Origin of the sequence: Pseudomonas pharyngis, from assembly GCF_021602345.1 — a bacterium.
Lineage (GTDB): Bacteria > Pseudomonadota > Gammaproteobacteria > Pseudomonadales > Pseudomonadaceae > Aquipseudomonas > Aquipseudomonas pharyngis.
The window spans coordinates 550,606-568,223 of the sequence record NZ_BQID01000001.1 but is presented as its reverse complement, the minus strand read 5'-3'; the positions used below and the strand labels follow the sequence as shown (position 1 = coordinate 568,223).

General features: G+C 61.6%; 15 protein-coding genes. 11 read left to right on the top strand and 4 right to left on the bottom strand.

Going from position 1 to position 17,618, the window contains the following annotated elements; genetic code table 11:
- Positions 1–4 precede the first annotated feature (4 nt).
- Positions 5–1,450, bottom strand: a complete 1,446-nt coding sequence (locus L6D74_RS02640) for an alanine/glycine:cation symporter family protein (protein WP_064600511.1) — start codon at positions 1,448–1,450, stop codon at positions 5–7.
- A gap of 441 nt (positions 1,451–1,891) precedes the next feature.
- Complete coding sequence (aspA, locus tag L6D74_RS02635; RefSeq protein WP_039765095.1) at positions 1,892–3,316, bottom strand: aspartate ammonia-lyase; 1,425 nt, start codon at positions 3,314–3,316, stop codon at positions 1,892–1,894.
- Positions 3,317–3,496: 180 nt separating this feature from the next.
- On the opposite strand from aspA, the gene L6D74_RS02630 reads away from it, so the two are divergent.
- The 5 genes from L6D74_RS02630 (at position 3,497) to L6D74_RS02610 (ending at position 7,255) form a co-directional block, all read left to right on the top strand.
- Positions 3,497–4,405, top strand: coding sequence for a LysR substrate-binding domain-containing protein (locus L6D74_RS02630; protein WP_236187601.1), 909 nt, complete (start codon positions 3,497–3,499; stop codon positions 4,403–4,405).
- Between the two features lie 266 nt (positions 4,406–4,671).
- Entirely contained in the window at positions 4,672–5,163 is a 492-nt protein-coding gene (gene purE / locus L6D74_RS02625; protein WP_007954291.1) for a 5-(carboxyamino)imidazole ribonucleotide mutase, read from the top strand.
- 10 nt (positions 5,164–5,173) lie between these two features.
- A complete protein-coding gene (locus L6D74_RS02620) occupies positions 5,174–6,256 on the top strand; it encodes a 5-(carboxyamino)imidazole ribonucleotide synthase (protein ID WP_236187600.1) in 1,083 nt (360 codons plus the stop codon).
- A gap of 113 nt (positions 6,257–6,369) precedes the next feature.
- Positions 6,370–6,615: a GlsB/YeaQ/YmgE family stress response membrane protein gene (locus L6D74_RS02615; protein ID WP_003229635.1), complete on the top strand. Its 246-nt coding sequence runs from the start codon at positions 6,370–6,372 to the stop codon at positions 6,613–6,615.
- A gap of 103 nt (positions 6,616–6,718) precedes the next feature.
- Positions 6,719–7,255 (top strand): DUF3299 domain-containing protein, encoded by a 537-nt coding sequence (locus L6D74_RS02610; RefSeq protein WP_064379774.1) that lies wholly within the window; start codon positions 6,719–6,721, stop codon positions 7,253–7,255.
- A gap of 126 nt (positions 7,256–7,381) precedes the next feature.
- Here L6D74_RS02610 and L6D74_RS02605 read toward each other — a convergent pair whose 3' ends face one another.
- Positions 7,382–8,281, bottom strand: a complete 900-nt coding sequence (locus tag L6D74_RS02605) for a D-hexose-6-phosphate mutarotase (RefSeq protein WP_236187599.1) — start codon at positions 8,279–8,281, stop codon at positions 7,382–7,384.
- A gap of 57 nt (positions 8,282–8,338) precedes the next feature.
- Complete coding sequence (locus tag L6D74_RS02600; RefSeq protein ID WP_003229628.1) at positions 8,339–8,743, bottom strand: acyl-CoA thioesterase; 405 nt, start codon at positions 8,741–8,743, stop codon at positions 8,339–8,341.
- 377 nt (positions 8,744–9,120) lie between these two features.
- On the opposite strand from L6D74_RS02600, the gene L6D74_RS02595 reads away from it, so the two are divergent.
- The 6 genes from L6D74_RS02595 (at position 9,121) to phoU (ending at position 17,469) form a co-directional block, all read left to right on the top strand.
- Positions 9,121–10,419, top strand: a complete 1,299-nt coding sequence (locus tag L6D74_RS02595) for an MFS transporter (RefSeq protein WP_064600503.1) — start codon at positions 9,121–9,123, stop codon at positions 10,417–10,419.
- Positions 10,420–10,573: 154 nt separating this feature from the next.
- Complete coding sequence (locus L6D74_RS02590; protein WP_064600501.1) at positions 10,574–11,575, top strand: phosphate ABC transporter substrate-binding protein PstS; 1,002 nt, start codon at positions 10,574–10,576, stop codon at positions 11,573–11,575.
- Between the two features lie 424 nt (positions 11,576–11,999).
- Complete coding sequence (locus tag L6D74_RS02585) at positions 12,000–14,033, top strand: ABC transporter permease subunit (RefSeq protein ID WP_236187696.1); 2,034 nt, start codon at positions 12,000–12,002, stop codon at positions 14,031–14,033.
- A 16-nt stretch (positions 14,034–14,049) separates the two neighbouring features.
- Complete coding sequence (gene pstA, locus L6D74_RS02580; protein WP_064600499.1) at positions 14,050–15,720, top strand: phosphate ABC transporter permease PstA; 1,671 nt, start codon at positions 14,050–14,052, stop codon at positions 15,718–15,720.
- Between the two features lie 82 nt (positions 15,721–15,802).
- Positions 15,803–16,636: a phosphate ABC transporter ATP-binding protein PstB gene (gene pstB, locus L6D74_RS02575; protein ID WP_007954333.1), complete on the top strand. Its 834-nt coding sequence runs from the start codon at positions 15,803–15,805 to the stop codon at positions 16,634–16,636.
- 71 nt (positions 16,637–16,707) lie between these two features.
- A complete protein-coding gene (gene phoU / locus L6D74_RS02570) occupies positions 16,708–17,469 on the top strand; it encodes a phosphate signaling complex protein PhoU (RefSeq protein WP_007954334.1) in 762 nt (253 codons plus the stop codon).
- Positions 17,470–17,618 lie beyond the last annotated feature (149 nt).

Sequence of the window (17,618 nt, the reverse complement as noted above, 5' to 3'; positions counted from 1 at the left end):
CCGATCAGCGTTGCGCTGCCGGGATGCCTTGCGGCTGAGCGTCAGTCTGGGTGTCGGCCGACGGGTTGGCAGGCCAGGCTTTCAGGTCCAGATCCAGGTCGCTGAACTTGCTGGAGTCGAACACCGGTTGGTCGACGCCTGCGCGGCGCTGCGCATCGTAGTCGCGCATCACGCGCATGCCGACCTTGAACAGCAAGGCCAGGGCCATCAGGTTGACGAAGGCCAGGCAGGTCATGGTGATGTCGGCGAAGGCGAACACGGTCGACAGATCCTGCATCGAACCCCAGACCACCAGCGCCAGCACCAGGCCGCGGAATGTCATCAGCGCAGCGCGGTTGCGGGTGAGGAACTGCAGGCTGTTTTCGCCCAGGTAGTAGTTGTAGAGGATGCACGTGAAGACGAACAGCGACAGCGCGACGCTGACGAACATGCGGCCCCAGTCACCCACCACGGCGGCCAGCGAGTTCTGGGTCAGGACGATGCCGTCACCTTCGAAGCCCGGGGTGTAGAAGCCCGACAACAGAATCAGCAGCGCGGTGCAGGTGCAGATCACGAAGGTGTCGAGGAACACGCTGAACGCCTGAACCACGCCCTGAGCACCCGGGTGCTTCACGGCGGCCACGGCGGCGACGTTCGGCGCACTGCCCAGGCCCGCTTCGTTGGCGAACACGCCACGCTTCACGCCCATCACGATCGCGCTGCCGAGCAGGCCGCCGAAAGCCGGGTCAAGACCGAAGGCGCTTTTGAAGATGGTGACCAGCATGGCTGGCACGTGTTCGATCTGAGTGCCGATCACGTACAGGGTCACACCGATGTAGGCCAGGGTCTTGATCGGCACCAACAGGTCGGACACCGAAGCGATGCGCTTGATGCCGCCGATGAAGGTGATGGCCAGCAGCACTGCCAGGACGATGCCGGTGTGTTGCGGATCAAAGGCAAAGGCGTTTTGCAGCGAGTGGGTCACGGTGTAGGACTGCAGGCCGATGAAGGCGAAGCCGTAGGTGACCAGCAGCAGGATCGAGAACACCACCGCCATGCCTTTGAGCTTCAGGCCGTGCTGGATGTAGTAAGCCGGACCGCCACGGTACAGGCCGTCGCCATCGGCGCGCTTGTAGACCTGGGCCAGCGTACATTCGAAGAAGCTGCTGGACATGCCGACCAGTGCGGTCACCCACATCCAGAACACCGCACCCGGACCACCCAGGGTCACGGCGATGCCGACACCGGCGATGTTGCCCGCACCGACGCGGCCGGCGAGGCTGAGCATCAAGGCCTGGAACGAGCTGAGTTGTCCGGCGCTGCCCTTGAGGCTGTCGCGGAACACCGCGAACATGTGGAAGAAGTGGCGCAATTGAACGAAACGCGAGCGAATCGTGAAGTAGCTACCGAGCCCGACAATGAGCACGATCAGTACTTTCCCTGAGAGGAAGTCGTTGATGACTTCGAGCATGGATTTTTCCTCGCTGTTTATTGTTTAAGCAAATGCTGGATGGTCAGAAACATCGCGTTACACCGGTGTGCGCGCGGCACAACAGGCGAGGCGAGGGTTCGTCCCGGATCCATATCGCGGGTTTGTTATTAGTTCGGGTTTCGCATGGGTTATGGCCTCGTTACCGACGACCGCTCACGCGAAGAGGGGCGGCACTATACCGATCAGTGCGGCGCCCGTCTGCACGGTTGTGGTGCAAGCGACGAAACGAAGCTTTGAAACACCCGACGTTACCGGCGTCGGGCTTGTCTGGGAGCCGGTTTGCAGCCAGCTTCCATACATACGGTTCTCAGGTTCAAACAGTTAAAAAAAAGGGCTCGGGGAATCATCCCCAAGCCCTCAAAAGGTGAGAGGTGTCTAGTCCCTCGACCTGGTGAGCGGTGCTACAAGTCACGCGTCGGCTCAGGCTTTGAGCGGAACCAGACGCGGAGCAATCATGTTTTCCGGGCGCAGGATGTCGGCGAGCATGGCTTCGTCGAGCAGACCTTCTTCGCGCACCAGTTCCAGCACGCCGCGGCCGCTTTCAAGGGCGATACGGGCGATGCGGGTGGCGTTTTTGTAGCCGATGTACGGGTTCAGTGCAGTGACCAGACCGATCGAGTGTTCGACCAGTTCGCGGCAGCGCGCTTCGTTGGCGGTGATGCCGACGATGCAGTGCTCGCGCAGCATGTCCATGGCGCGTTGCAGCAGGCGGATCGAGTCGAGGATCTTGAAGGCGATCAGCGGCTCCATCACGTTCAGTTGCAGTTGGCCGCCTTCGGCTGCCATGGTCAGCGCCAGATCGTTACCGATGACCTGGAACGCCACCTGGTTCACGGCTTCCGGGATCACCGGGTTGACCTTGCCTGGCATGATCGAGCTGCCTGGCTGACGCGCCGGCAGGTTGATTTCGTTGATGCCGGTGCGCGGGCCGCTGGACAGCAGGCGCAGGTCGTTGCAGATCTTCGACAGCTTGACCGCGGTGCGCTTGAGCATGCCGGAGAACAGCACGAAGGCGCCCATGTCGGAAGTGGCTTCGATCAGGTCGGCGGCCGGAACCAGCGGTTGACCGCTGATCAGGGCCAGACGCTGTACGGCCAGGGCCTGGTAGCGCGGGTCGGCGTTGATGCCGGTGCCGATCGCGGTGCCGCCCAGGTTCACTTCGGTCAGCAGTTCCGGGGCCAGCGTCTTCAGACGGGCCAGGTCTTCGCCCATGGTGGTGGCGAATGCGCGGAACTCTTGACCCAGGGTCATCGGCACGGCGTCTTGCAGCTGGGTACGACCCATCTTCAGGACGTGGTTGAATTCTTCACCCTTGGCCGCGAACGCCTGAATCAGGCTGTCGAGGCTGGCCAGCAGCGCGTCGTGACCCAGCAGCAGACCCAGGCGGATCGCGGTCGGGTAGGCGTCGTTGGTCGACTGCGCCATGTTCACGTCGTCGTTCGGGTGCAGGTACTGGTATTCGCCTTTCTGGTGACCCATCGCTTCAAGAGCAATGTTGGCGATCACTTCGTTGGCGTTCATGTTGGTGGAGGTACCGGCGCCACCTTGAATCATGTCGACCACGAACTCTTCGTGGAAATCGCCGCGGATCAGACGGGCACAGGCTTCGCTGATGGCAGCGTGCTTGGCTTCGCTCAGGTGACCCAGCTCGCGGTTGGCGTCAGCAGCGGCCTGTTTGACCATTGCCAGACCGACAACCAGCTTCGGGTAGTGCGAAATCGGAACGCCAGAGAGACGGAAGTTGTTCACCGCTCGCAGGGTCTGGATGCCGTAATACGCTTGAGCAGGGACTTCGAGGGTGCCAAGCAGGTCGTTTTCTGTGCGGAATGATGCAGCGGAGGACATGATAGAAATCATCTCGATAGGGACCCGGTCTGTGCCGGAACGCTGCGAATGCTAGGCTTGTGGGAATTTTTGGGCCAATGCTGTTAAACACTGCCCTATGCACATTCGGCATAATGCCCGTGTGACGCCGCGTGCGCGGCAGACGTGTGACCTGTTTTGGTGCGTGTCCGGGAGGACGTGATGAATCTGGAAAGCAAATGGCTCGAGGACTTCAGTGCTCTGGCCGCCACCCGCAGCTTCTCGCAGGCGGCCGAACGGCGCTTCGTGACCCAGCCGGCCTTCAGCCGGCGGATCCGCAGCCTGGAAGCGGCGCTCGGGCTGACGCTGGTCAACCGCTCGCGCACGCCGATCGAGCTGACGGCGGCGGGGCAATTGTTCCTCGTAACCGCGCGCACCGTGGTCGAACAGCTCGGTGAAGTGTTGCGCCACCTTCATCACTTGGAAGGCGGGCAGGGCGAAGTGATCCAGGTCGCAGCGGCGCACTCGCTGGCACTCGGTTTCTTCCCGCGCTGGATCGCGCAACTGCGCAATGAAGGCCTGAACATCGCCACCCGGCTGGTCGCGACCAACGTTGGCGACGCGGTGCACGCGCTGCGTGAAGGTGGCTGCGACTTGATGCTGGCGTTCTATGACCCGGACGCCGCCATGCAGATGGACCCGGAAATCTTCCCGTCGCTGCACCTGGGCCAGACCGAAATGCTCCCGGTGTGCGCGGCGGATGCCGATGGCAAACCGATGTTCGATCTGGAAGGAGAGGGCAGTGTGCCGTTGCTGGCGTATAGCGCCGGAGCGTTTCTCGGGCGTTCGGTGAATGGCTTGCTGCGCCAGCGTCAGCTGCGTTTCACCACGATTTATGAAACCGCCATGGCCGACAGCCTGAAAAGCATGGCGCTGGAAGGCCTTGGTATCGCCTGGGTTCCGCAACTGAGCGTGCGGGCCGAACTGGCCCGTGGCGAACTGGTGGTCTGCGGCGGTGCGCAATGGCATGTGCCGCTGGAGATTCGCCTGTACCGCTGCGCGCTGGTGCGCAAGGCCAATGTGCGGTTGTTGTGGCGCAAGCTTGAAGGTGGTGCAGCACAAGCTTCCTGAGTGACTGCAGCGCCAATCGGGAGCGAGCCTGCCCGGTTCCACAGGGGATTTGCGGTGTTCTGTCGCTGACCTTAAAGTCAATAAAACCGGGCTTTTGCGGCAGATGACAGATGGTCGCAACGGGGGCTGTTTATTGCTTTCTTTGCGGTATACTGCGCGGCCTTCGGCCGGTTCGTCCGGCCATTTTTCCTACAACAAGCCACGCATCCTGCGTGGCTTGTTGTTTTTGACGCGCCTGCGGGCGCCCAGAGAGAAGAGGCGCGACGATGAGTGCACTGGTTGGCGTGATCATGGGCTCCAAGTCCGATTGGTCCACCCTTAGCCACACCGCCGATATGCTGGAAAAGCTCGGCATCCCGTACGAGGTCAAGGTGGTTTCTGCCCACCGCACCCCGGATCTGCTGTTCCAGTACGCCGAAGAGGCTGAAGGCCGCGGCATCGAGGTGATCATCGCCGGTGCCGGTGGCGCAGCCCACCTGCCAGGCATGTGTGCGGCCAAGACCCACCTGCCGGTGCTGGGCGTGCCGGTGCAGTCGGCGATGCTTTCGGGCGTCGACTCGCTGCTGTCGATCGTGCAGATGCCGGCCGGTATTCCGGTCGCCACCCTGGCCATCGGCAAGGCCGGCGCGATCAACGCCGCGCTGTTGTCGGCGAGCATCCTGGGCGCCAAGCATCCACAATTCCACGCGGTACTGAAAACCTTCCGTGCCGAGCAGACAGACAGCGTCCTGGACAATCCAGACCCACGTATTGCCTGAGGTTGTTGAGATGAAGATCGGTGTAATCGGTGGCGGCCAGTTGGGTCGCATGTTGGCCTTGGCGGGTACTCCGCTGGGCATGAACTTCGCTTTCCTCGACCCTGCGCCGGACGCTTGCGCCGCTGCGCTGGGCGAACACCTGCGGGCCGATTACGGCGATCAGGATCATCTGCGCCAGTTGGCCGATGAAGTCGATCTGGTGACCTTCGAGTTCGAAAGCGTCCCGGCGGAAACCGTGGCGTTCCTGTCGCAATTCGTGCCGGTCTACCCGAGCGCCGAAGCCCTGCGCATCGCTCGCGACCGCTGGTTCGAGAAGAGCATGTTCAAGGACCTGGGGATTCCGACCCCGGCGTTCGCCGACATCCAGTCGCAAGCCGACCTGGACGCCGCCGTCGCGTCGATCAGTCTGCCGGCCGTGCTGAAAACCCGCACCCTGGGTTACGACGGCAAGGGCCAGAAAGTCCTGCGCAAGCCGGAAGACGTGGTCGGTACGTTCGCCGAACTGGGCAGCGTGCCTTGCCTGCTGGAAGGCTTCGTGCCGTTCACCGGTGAAGTGTCGCTGATCGCCGTGCGCGCCCGCGATGGCGAGACGAAATTCTATCCACTGGTGCACAACACCCACGACAGCGGCATTCTCAAGCTGTCGGTCGCCAGCTCCGATCACCCGCTGCAGGCCCTGGCCGAAGACTATTCCAGCCGCGTGCTCAAGCAGCTGGATTATGTCGGTGTGATGGCGTTCGAGTTCTTTGAAGTCGACGGTGGCCTCAAGGCCAACGAAATCGCCCCGCGCGTGCACAACTCCGGGCACTGGACCACCGAAGGCGCCGAGTGCAGCCAGTTCGAAAACCACCTGCGGGCCGTTGCCGGTCTGCCGCTGGGTTCGACCGCCAAGGTCGGCGAGAGCGCGATGCTCAACTTCATCGGTGTGGTGCCGCCGGTCGAGAAGGTCATCGCCATCGACGATTGCCACCTGCATCATTACGGCAAGGCCTTCAAGGCCGGGCGCAAGGTCGGTCACGCCAACCTGCGCTGCAAGGACAAGGCGACCCTCGAGCAGCAGATCCTCAAGGTCGAAGCGCTGATCGCCGAGTAACGACAGTTTCATCTGGCAGCGGCGGAACCATTGCGGGGCCGCCGTTCTCTGATGGCAGGATGCGAAAGTCTGGCTAGGCTTCATCGCATATCTACCATTCAGAGGGAAATGCCATGGGAATTATCGGAACCATCTTTATCGGCCTCATCGTCGGCCTGCTGGCGCGGTTCCTGAAACCGGGCGATGACAGCATGGGCTGGATCATGACCATCCTGCTCGGTATCGGCGGTTCGCTGGCAGCCACTTATGGCGGCCAGGCTCTGGGCATTTATCAGGCCGGTCAGGGCGCAGGTTTCATCGGTGCGCTGGTTGGCGCCATCGTATTGCTGGTGATCTACGGCCTGATCAAAAAGAACTGATTCAAAGCGACAAAGTCCTCTCCGCCAATCCGGCGGGGAGGGCTAAAATGCTCGGCGATTCAGCGTCCCCTCCCTTTTCGAGCATCCTTTACCGAGCACCTTCATGCGCCGTCTTCTGTTGACTCTCCTTTTGCTGGGCAGCGGTCTGGCCCACGCCGGCGAACTGCCGGAAACCGACTGGCTGGAACTGATGCCCAAGTCGGACCAGAAAGCCCTCGAGGCCATGCCTGAAATCGACCACAACTCCCCGGAAGCCACCGGCACCTTCACCCAGAAAGGCGGGATGAAGCAGGCCAAAGGTTTGCCGGCGGTGATGTATTCGACCAAGACCGTAGCGTCGATGAATGACAAACACATCCGCATCGGCGGTTATCCGGTGCCGCTGGAATCCGACGCCAAGGGTCGCAGCACGCTGTTCTTCTTGGTGCCGTACCCGGGCGCCTGCATCCATGTGCCGCCACCGCCACCGAATCAACTGGTGCTGGTGCGCTATCCGAAGGGTTTGAAGCTGGACGATATCTACACGCCGTTATGGGTGACCGGCACGCTGAAGATCGAAAAGGTCAGCAACGACCTGGCCGATGCGGCGTATGCGCTGGAAGCGGACAAGGTGCGGGTGGTGCAGGAATCGGATCTGTAATAGTCACCCCAAAACAGCTGTGGGAGCGAGCCTGCTCGCGAAAGCGGTGTATCAGACACTTGAAGGGTGGCTGACATAACGCATTCGCGAGCAGGCTCGCTCCCACATTTTGTTTTGCGGTACTGGTTAAAGCGGCTTGCTGCCGACGCTGACGCCCATCGTATGGCTAGCACCTGGCGCCAAAGTCACAACGTCGTCCATTACATTCGCCGTCTCGATGCACAGCATGCGTTGCCAGCCGTCGTTGTCCATGTCGGCCAGTGCTGCCGCGCGGTCGATCCACGGGTTCCAGATTACCGCCGTGCGCGAGCCGGTAGCCGTCAGCACAATGCGCCGCTCCCAGGCCGGGTCGACGATGCTCAATTGCGGCGGGGCGTCGAGGTAAATGCGGTCGGTTTCGCCGGCAAAGTGCAGGTCGCCTTGCTGGGTGCAGGTCTTCCAGTCGTCCAGGGTCTCGATGTAGTTCAAGCCATCGACGCCGGCGACGCGCACATTGCGCACATCGCTGACGGAAAAATACGTGTGCAACGCCTGACTGAGGCTGACGGTGTCGTTGCCACGGTTGTGGCTGGTCAGGCTGAACTGCAATTGCTCGGACAAATGCAGGGTCAGGGTCAGGTCGACCTGATGCGGCCAGCCCGGCAGTCCGCCTTCGGGGTGGGGCAGCCTGAATTCGACCTTGACGCCGTCAGCCTCTGATTCGATGCCGCCCAGCTCCCAATCCATTGCCCGCACCAAGCCGTGCGCGGGGGCCGGTTGCGCACCTGTGTACATGGCCTGCACGCTCTGCGGGTTGCGTTCGAACTTGCCGAACCACGGCCAGCACACCGGCACACCGGCGCGGATGCTCTGGCCGGTCTTGAACACGGCCTTGTCGTTGAGCCAGATGATTGGCGGCTGGCCATCGATCTGATAACTGAGGATGTGCGCGCCTTGCTGGGCCACCAGCACTTCGGCCTGACCGTGGCGGATGCGCCAGCAGTTCAGTTCATCCAGTTTCACGGCTTCAACGTTGGGCGTGTTCATGGGACAACTCTCGATCAGCAACTTGGACGACTATCGACCGTGAAACGGTCGCGAGGTTTAACGTGCGCGTGGCGGAACCGAGCGGGTGCGACCGCTGCCATCGATGGCAACGAACACGAACACCGCTTCGGTCACCTTGCGCCACTCGCTGGACAGCGGGTCGTCGCTCCACACCTCGACCATCATCTGGATCGAGCTGCGGCCGATTTCCAGGGTCTGGGTATAAAAGGACAATTGCGCGCCGACAGCCACCGGCACCAGAAACGCCATGCGGTCGATGGCGACGGTCGCGACACGGCCACCGGCAACACGGCTGGCCATGGCCGTGCCGGCCAGGTCCATCTGTGCGACCAGCCAACCGCCGAAAATATCGCCGAAGCCGTTGGTTTCGCGGGGAAGTGCGGTGATTTGCAGGGCCAGGTCGCCTTGCGGGATCGGATCTTCTTGTTCGAGCTCTATCATGCCGGGGGTGCCTCTGACCCGTGACTCTTCGTTGGTGCTGCTGGTGGTAGCCGTCTTCGGGAAAAACGATTCAGCACCGAACATACTACGTTCGTCACGTTTTCCATCAGGCGCCTAAGGAGAAACTCTGCGAAACCGGCTAATCCCGAGCAAAGGCCGGGCCAACGACGTTTTCGCACAGCAACCCCCTACAAACCGGAGCAAGGTTGCGAGTATATCGGTCGGTAGACTCCGCGACGACCGTCCGGTTCTGATTTCGACCGGCAAATACGCACCTCTATGTGCTTTTTCGAACAATTTGCTATGGTGCCGAACCTGCCCGAGCCACAGCCAGCGTTGTTGTGGCGGCAGATCCGACTATAAGAGAAGACCTTGCCATGACCACAGCGCCCTCGAGCCTCGCGCAGCCCGACCAACCCGCACGACCGTTGACCCGCAATGACTACAAGACTCTGTCGCTTTCGGCCCTGGGGGGCGCGCTGGAGTTCTACGATTTCATCATTTTTGTGTTCTTCGCCACCGTGGTCGGCAAATTGTTCTTCCCGGCCGACATGCCCGAGTGGCTGCGCCTGATGCAGACTTTCGGCATCTTCGCCGCCGGCTACCTCGCGCGGCCGCTGGGCGGGATCGTGATGGCGCACTTCGGCGACCTGCTGGGGCGCAAGAAGATGTTCACCCTGAGCATTTTCATGATGGCGGTGCCGACCCTGATCATGGGCCTGCTGCCGACCTACGCGCAGATCGGCCTGTGGGCGCCGATCCTGCTGCTGTTGATGCGCGTCATCCAGGGCGCGGCGATTGGCGGCGAAGTACCGGGGGCATGGGTCTTCGTTTCCGAACACGTACCCGGCAAGCACATCGGCTACGCCTGCGGCACCCTGACCAGCGGCCTGACGGCAGGCATCCTGCTGGGATCGCTGGTCGCCACCGCGATCAACAGCCTCTATACGCCAACGGAAGTTTCCGATTACGCCTGGCGGATTCCGTTCCTGCTGGGTGGCGTGTTCGGCCTGTTCTCGGTTTATCTGCGTCGCTGGCTGCACGAAACCCCGGTGTTCGCCGAACTGCAACTGCGCAAGGCCCTGGCCGAAGAAGTGCCGCTGCGCGCCGTACTGCGCGACCATCGCGGGGCCATTGCAGTGTCGATGCTGCTGACCTGGTTGCTGTCCGCCGGCATCGTCGTGGTGATCCTGATGACCCCGACCGTGCTGCAGACGGTCTATCACTTCTCGCCGACCACCGCGCTGCAATCCAACAGCCTGGCGATCGTGTTCCTGAGCTTTGGCTGCATCATTTCCGGCGCGCTGGCTGATCGCTTTGGTGCCGGACGCGTGTTTGTGTTCGGCTGCGCGGCTCTGCTGGCCAGCTCCTGGACCTTCTACCACAGCCTCGCCGATCACCCGAACTGGCTGTTCCCGCTGTACGCGTTGACCGGTTTTCTGGTCGGCACCATCGGCGCGGTGCCTTATGTGATGGTGAAGGCTTTCCCGCCGGTGGTGCGCTTCAGCGGTCTGTCCTTCTCTTATAACGTCGCTTACGCGATCTTCGGCGGCCTGACCCCGATGGTCGTCAGCCTGCTGCTGAAAGAAAGCGCGATGGGGCCGGCCTACTATGTGGCGGTGCTGTGCGGGATGGGGATCCTGGTCGGCGCGTGGTTGTGGAGCAAAGGTCGCTAAGCCAACTTCACACTTGCGGTTACAACTGAAAGGCCAGCCTTCCGACAGGGATGCTGGCCTTTCATCCAATTGTCATATTTCAGCCATAGAGTGTTCACACGGCCTGCTGATACTTGGCCCCGACTTAACACACCCTATCTGCTAGGAGTAAGGCATGAAACTGAAGCGTTTGATGGCGGCAATGACTTTTGTCGCTGCTGGCGTTGCGACCGCCAACGCGGTTGCCGCTGTTGACCCTGCTATCCCGAGCTACACCAAGACCACTGGTGTGTCGGGCAACCTGTCCAGCGTCGGCTCCGATACCCTGGCCAACCTCATGACCCTCTGGGCCGAGAACTACAAAAAAGAATACCCGAACGTAAACATCCAGATTCAGGCCGCTGGCTCCGCCACCGCGCCACCTGCGCTGACTGAAGGCACCTCCAATCTGGGCCCGATGAGCCGCAAGATGAAGGACACCGAACTGGCGGCCTTCGAACAGAAATACGGCTACAAGCCAACCGCTATCCCGGTTGCCGTGGACGCCCTGGCTGTCTTCGTGCACAAGGACAACCCGATCCAGCACCTGACCATGGAACAGGTTGACGCGATCTTCTCGTCCACCCGCCTGTGCGGCGCCAAAGCCGACGTGAAGACCTGGGGCGACCTGGGCGTGACCGGCGACCTGGCCAACAAGCCGGTTCAGCTGTTTGGCCGTAACTCGGTATCCGGCACCTACGGCTACTTCAAGGAAGAAGCCCTGTGCAAAGGCGACTACAAGCCTAACGTCAACGAACAACCAGGCTCGGCTTCGGTCGTGCAGTCGATCAGCTCCTCGCTGAACGGCATCGGTTACTCGGGCATCGGCTACAAGACCGCCAGCGTGAAAACCGTGGCCCTGGCCAAGAAAGGCAGCTCGGACTTCATCGAAGACACCGAAGAAAACGCCCTGAACGGCAAGTATCCGCTGTCGCGTTTCCTGTACGTATACGTCAACAAAGCCCCGAACAAGCCTCTGGCCCCGCTGGAAGCCGAGTTCGTGAAACTGGTTCTGTCGAAACAGGGTCAGGAAGTGGTCGTGAAAGACGGTTACATCCCGCTGCCGGCCAAGGTTGCTGCAAAAGCACTGGCTGACCTGGGTCTGCAGGAAGGCGGCGCTGAAGTCGCAAAAAAGTAACAAACTGAGTCAGGGGTGAACCCCGCCTGACTCACGTGTGGGGCCCGGCCCGCAAGCGGCCCGGCCCCCACACTCCCCGAATTCTTCTATCCACTGCCAGTGCCCTGCTGGCGGCGGATTTGGTGCGTCACTGCATTGTCATCTTTCTGTCATACAGGATCGCTAGGGTGTGCGCATGAATGATCTGGCCAATTCCAAAATGACTACGAACCCTCCCAAGCGCATTGACTTCAATACGCCTGAGTTGCAACGCAAGCGCCGCATTCGCGCGCTCAAGGATCGCTTCACCCGCTGGTACGTCCTCGTCGGCGGTCTGGCGGTGCTGGCAGCCATCACCCTGATTTTCTTCTTCCTCGCCTACGTGGTCGCGCCGCTGTTCAAAGGTGCCGACCTGACCGCGAAAGATGCACTCACCCCGGCCTGGATGCAGGACGCCGGCAAGCCGCTGATGATTTCGCTCGAAGAGCAGAATCAGGTGGCCATGCGCGTTTCCGACAAGGGCCAGGCGCTGTTCTTCGACATCGACAGTGGCGCTGAACTGAAGCGCGTCGATCTGCCCCTGCCGGCAGGCGCCAGTGTGACCTCCATCGGCGAAGACCAGCCGGGCCATCCGCTGGTGGCCGTGGGCCTGTCCAACGGCCAGGCGCTGGTGTTCCGTCACACTTATAAAGTCAGCTACCCGGATGGCAAGAAGACCATCACCCCGGCCATTGAGTACCCGTACGGCGAGACACCGATCGCGCTGAACGAAAGTGGCGGTGCGCTGGAGCACGTCAGCCTCAATGCCACCGATTCGACCCTGATGCTGGTCGGCTCCACCGGTTCGCAACTGAATGTGCTGTCGCTGACCAGCGAAGAAAACATGATGACCGGCGAAGTCACCAACGAGCAGAAGCGTATCGATCTGCCGCAGATGACCGAGCCCGTAAAAAACATCTTCGTCGACCCGCGCCAGCAATGGCTGTACGTGGTCAACGGGCGTGCTCAGGCCGACGTGTTCAGCCTGCGCGACAAGAGCCTCAACGGTCGCTACAAGCTGCTGGAAAACGCTGACGCTGAAGTCACTGCGACTACGCAACTGGTCGGTGGTATCTCGCTGATCGTCGGTGACTCCAAGGGTGGCCTGGCCCAGTGGTTCATGGCCCGCGACACCGATGGCGAGCTGCGCCTGAAGCAGATCCGCACCTTCCAGATGGGCACCACGCCGATCGTTGAAATTTCCGCCGAAGAACGTCGCAAGGGCTTCCTGGCCCTGGATGCCAGCGGCAAGCTCGGCGTGTTCCACAGCACCGCGCACCGCACCTTGCTGGTCGATCAAGTCGTCGAAGGCCAGGGCCTGTTCGGTCTGTCGCCACGGGCCAACCGCGTGATCGTCGAAGCCGGCGGCAAGCTGCAACCGCTGCTGCTCGACAACCCGCACCCGGAAGTCTCGTGGAGCGCACTGTGGAGCAAGGTCTGGTACGAGAACTACGACGAGCCTAAATACGTCTGGCAATCGACCGCCGCCAACACCGATTTCGAACCGAAACTGAGCCTGTCGCCACTGACCTTCGGCACCCTGAAAGCCGCGTTCTACGCGATGCTGCTGGCCGCACCGCTGGCCGTCGCCGCTGCGATCTACACCGCGTACTTCATGGCCCCGGGCATGCGCCGCAAGGTCAAGCCGGTGATCGAGCTGATGGAAGCGATGCCGACGGTGATCCTCGGTTTCTTCGCCGGTCTGTTCCTCGCACCGTATGTAGAAGGGCATCTGCCGGGTATCTTCAGCCTGCTGATGCTGCTGCCGATCGGCATTCTGATCGCCGGTTTCACCTTCAGTCGTCTGCCTGAATCGCTCCGCCTGAAAGTCCCGGACGGCTGGGAAAGTGCACTGCTGATTCCGGTGATCCTGTTCGTGGGCTGGCTGTCGCTGTACATGAGCCCTTTCATGGAGAACTGGTTCTTCGGCGGTGACATGCGCATGTGGATTTCCCACGACCTGGGAATCACCTACGACCAGCGCAACGCACTGGTGGTCGGTCTGGCCATGGGTTTTGCGGTGATCCCGAACATCTATTCGATCGCCGAAGACGCCGTGTTCAGCGTGCCGCGCGGCCTGACCCTGGGCTCGCTGGCCCTCGGTGCCACGCCGTGGCAGACCATGACGCGCGTGGTGATCCTGACCGCCAGCCCGGGCATCTTCTCGGCGCTGATGATCGGCATGGGCCGTGCGGTCGGTGAAACCATGATCGTGCTGATGGCCACCGGCAACACCCCGGTCATGGAAATGAACCTGTTCGAAGGCCTGCGCACCCTGGCCGCCAACGTCGCGGTGGAAATGCCGGAGTCGGAAGTCGGCGGCAGCCACTACCGCGTGCTGTTCCTCTCGGCGCTGGTGCTGCTGTTGTTCACCTTCGTCATGAACACCCTCGCGGAACTGATTCGTCAGCGTCTGCGCAAGAAATACTCGTCGCTTTAAGCAAAGGTAGAAGTCTGTGAAACAGAACTCCCTGAAAGGATGGTTCAAGAGCGGCGCCCCCGGCGTCTGGATCAGCGGCGGCGCGGTGTCCATCGCGGTCATCATGACCATTGGCCTGCTGGCGGTGATCGCCGTGCGCGGTCTGGGTCACTTCTGGCCGGCGGATCTGATCCACGCCAGCTATGACGTACCGGGCCAGGGCCAGCATCTGGTCGTGGGCGAAGTGGTGCAGAAAGAAGAAGTGCCGCGCGCCCGTCTGAAGAGCGCCGGCCTGCCGGTGCCGGACGAAGGTCCGGAATTCATGACCCGCGAGCTGATCAAGGTCGGCAACCGTGACCTGAACGGCAACGACTTCACCTGGATCGTCGGCGAGTGGCTGACCGACCAGAAGAATCCGCCGGAGCTGATGGCGCTGGAGCGTCGTGAGTGGGGCAACTTCTACGGCTACCTGGTCAACGTCAAACAGGACGGCAAGGTGATCGCCGAAGGCGAAGCGGCCTGGCCTGAGCTGCAGGCGCGGATCAACCGCGTGAACGGCCTCGCCGCGCAGCTCAAGTCGCTGGAAAAAACCGACATCGGCGCAATCAACGCCGGCCTCGAGCGCATCCGTCTGCACGGTCGCAAGCTGGAGCTGGAAGGCAAGCTCGACGCCACCGCGCAAGCGGACATGGAATCCGAGCGCGCCGAGCTGAACGCCCGCTATCAGGACATCGAAGCCCGTCTGGCTGATCTGCACGCGCAGTTCAACCGTGACGCGCTGACCGCTCGCGATGCCAACGGCAAGGAAATCGAAATCGGCCTGGGCAAAGTGGTTCACGCCTACCAGCCGAACGCGATGGGGACGTTCACCAAGATCGGTTTCTACTTCAGCAAGGTCTGGGAATTCCTGTCCGACGACCCGCGTGAAGCGAACACCGAAGGCGGGATTTTCCCGGCGATCTTCGGCACCGTGATGATGACCCTGATCATGGCGATGATCGTGACCCCGTTCGGCGTGTTGGCGGCGGTGTACCTGCGTGAATACGCCAAGCAGAACACCCTGACCCGGGTGATCCGGATCGCGGTGAACAACCTGGCGGGTGTTCCGGCGATTGTTTACGGCGTGTTCGGTCTGGGCTTCTTCGTCTATGTGCTCGGTGGCTCGCTCGACCGTCTGTTCTTCCCTGAAGCGCTGCCGGCACCGACCTTCGGTACGCCGGGTCTGCTCTGGGCTTCGCTGACCCTGGCGCTGCTGGCGGTGCCGGTGGTGATCGTGGCCACCGAGGAAGGTCTGGCGCGTATCCCGCGCACCGTGCGTGAGGGCTCGCTGGCCCTCGGCGCGACCAAGGCTGAAACCCTGTGGAAGATCGTTCTGCCGATGGCCAGTCCGGCCATGATGACCGGCATGATCCTCGCCGTGGCTCGCGCCGCCGGTGAAGTGGCGCCGCTGATGCTGGTGGGTGTGGTGAAACTGGCGCCGTCGCTGCCGGTGGACGGCAACTACCCGTACCTGCACCTGGATCAGAAGATCATGCACCTGGGCTTCCACATCTACGATGTCGGCTTCCAGAGCCCGAACGTCGAGGCCGCGCGGCCGCTGGTGTACGCCACGGCGCTGTTGCTGGTGCTGGTGATCGCCACCCTGAACCTGTCGGCGGTGTACATCCGTAACCACCTGCGCGAGAAGTACAAGGCGCTGGACAGCTGATCGCCGTCACAAGAATTGAAGGGCTGCCGGCCTGTATCCCGGCAGCCAACCGAACCGAATTTGTTAGCACAGGGGATCTCCCATGCAGCACGAAACACATACCCACGGCATCAACATGTCTGCCCTGGGCCGCGACAAGCAGAGCCTGAACCTCGAGCAGGAAACCGTGGCCATCGAAGTACCGGGCCTGAGCCTGTACTACGGCGAGAAACAGGCGCTGTTCGACGTCAGCATGAACATCCCGAAACAGCGCGTGACCGCCTTCATCGGCCCGTCCGGCTGCGGCAAGTCCACGCTGCTGCGTACCTTCAACCGCATGAACGACCTGGTGGACGGCTGCCGCGTCGAAGGCGCGATCAACCTGTACGGCAACAACATCTACCGCAAGGGCGAAGACGTGGCCGAGCTGCGTCGCCGGGTCGGCATGGTGTTCCAGAAGCCTAACCCGTTCCCGAAGACCATCTACGAGAACGTGGTCTACGGCCTGCGCATCCAGGGCATCAACAAGAAGCGCATCCTCGACGAAGCCGTCGAGTGGGCACTGAAAGGCGCGGCCCTGTGGGACGAAGTCAAAGACCGTCTGCATGACTCGGCCCTCGGCCTGTCCGGTGGTCAGCAACAGCGTCTGGTGATCGCCCGTACTATCGCCGTGGAACCGGAAGTGCTGCTGCTCGACGAACCGTGCTCGGCACTCGACCCGATCTCGACCCTGAAAGTCGAAGAGTTGATCTACGAGCTCAAATCCAAGTTCACCATCGTCATCGTGACCCACAACATGCAGCAGGCGGCGCGGGTGTCCGACTACACGGCGTTCATGTACATGGGCAAACTGGTGGAATTCGGCGACACCGATACCCTGTTCACCAATCCGGCCAAGAAGCAGACCGAAGACTACATCACCGGTCGTTACGGCTGACAGTTGCGGGTTATTCACAGAATTGACGCTGCGGCCCGCCGCACCTTACCGGACGCTCCAAGGACGCCAACATGATTAGTAAAGAAGGCCTTACCCATCACATTTCCGCGCAGTTCAACGCCGAACTGGAAGAAGTGCGCAGCCACCTGCTGGCCATGGGCGGGCTGGTCGAGAAACAGGTCAACGACGCGGTCACCGCGCTGATCGAGGCCGACTCGGGCCTGGCCCAGCAAGTGCGCGAGATCGACGACCAGATCAACCAGATGGAACGCAACATCGACGAAGAATGCCTGCGCATTCTGGCCCGTCGTCAGCCGGCGGCCTCCGACCTGCGTCTGATCATCAGCATCTCCAAGTCGGTGATCGACCTTGAGCGCATCGGCGACGAAGCGACCAAGATCGCCCGCCGTGCGATCCAGTTGTGCGAAGAAGGCGAAGCGCCGCGCGGTTACGTCGAGGTTCGCCACATCGGCGACCAGGTGCGCAACATGGTCCGCGATGCGCTGGACGCTTTCGCCCGCTTCGACGCCGACCTGGCGCTGTCGGTGGCGCAATACGACAAGATCATCGACCGCGAATACAAGACCGCCCTGCGCGAGCTGGCGACTTACATGATGGAAGACCCGCGCTCTATCTCGCGGGTCTTGAGCATTATCTGGGTGCTGCGTTCGCTTGAGCGGATCGGCGACCACGCGCGCAACATCTCCGAGCTGGTGATTTACCTGGTGCGCGGTACCGACGTGCGGCACATGGGCCTCAAGCGCATGAAGGAAGAAGTTGAAGGGACAAGTGGCGAAACCGCTAATGTTCCGGGCGATGCTGACGATAAGTAAGATTGCCTGAGAAAAGCGCCCGGCCCTTTGGCCGGGCGTTTTTGTTTCTGCTTTTCATAGGCAGAACCGAAATAAAAAGCAGCACCCGCGAACGAAAAGTCCCGGCGTGACTGAAGAGTTTTGGCAATGTGCCATCAGCCAGCGTTATG

Bases quoted from the DNA above. Each gene is read 5' to 3' on its own strand.
- L6D74_RS02640 (WP_064600511.1), bottom strand. From the start codon at position 1,450: ATGCTCGAAGTCATCAACGACTTCCTCTCAGGGAAAGTACTGATCGTG.
- aspA (WP_039765095.1), bottom strand. From the start codon at position 3,316: ATGTCCTCCGCTGCATCATTCCGCACAGAAAACGACCTGCTTGGCACC.
- L6D74_RS02630 (WP_236187601.1), top strand. From the start codon at position 3,497: ATGAATCTGGAAAGCAAATGGCTCGAGGACTTCAGTGCTCTGGCCGCC.
- purE (WP_007954291.1), top strand. From the start codon at position 4,672: ATGAGTGCACTGGTTGGCGTGATCATGGGCTCCAAGTCCGATTGGTCC.
- L6D74_RS02620 (WP_236187600.1), top strand. From the start codon at position 5,174: ATGAAGATCGGTGTAATCGGTGGCGGCCAGTTGGGTCGCATGTTGGCC.
- L6D74_RS02615 (WP_003229635.1), top strand. From the start codon at position 6,370: ATGGGAATTATCGGAACCATCTTTATCGGCCTCATCGTCGGCCTGCTG.
- L6D74_RS02610 (WP_064379774.1), top strand. From the start codon at position 6,719: ATGCGCCGTCTTCTGTTGACTCTCCTTTTGCTGGGCAGCGGTCTGGCC.
- L6D74_RS02605 (WP_236187599.1), bottom strand. From the start codon at position 8,281: ATGAACACGCCCAACGTTGAAGCCGTGAAACTGGATGAACTGAACTGC.
- L6D74_RS02600 (WP_003229628.1), bottom strand. From the start codon at position 8,743: ATGATAGAGCTCGAACAAGAAGATCCGATCCCGCAAGGCGACCTGGCC.
- L6D74_RS02595 (WP_064600503.1), top strand. From the start codon at position 9,121: ATGACCACAGCGCCCTCGAGCCTCGCGCAGCCCGACCAACCCGCACGA.
- L6D74_RS02590 (WP_064600501.1), top strand. From the start codon at position 10,574: ATGAAACTGAAGCGTTTGATGGCGGCAATGACTTTTGTCGCTGCTGGC.
- L6D74_RS02585 (WP_236187696.1), top strand. From the start codon at position 12,000: ATGCAGGACGCCGGCAAGCCGCTGATGATTTCGCTCGAAGAGCAGAAT.
- pstB (WP_007954333.1), top strand. From the start codon at position 15,803: ATGCAGCACGAAACACATACCCACGGCATCAACATGTCTGCCCTGGGC.
- phoU (WP_007954334.1), top strand. From the start codon at position 16,708: ATGATTAGTAAAGAAGGCCTTACCCATCACATTTCCGCGCAGTTCAAC.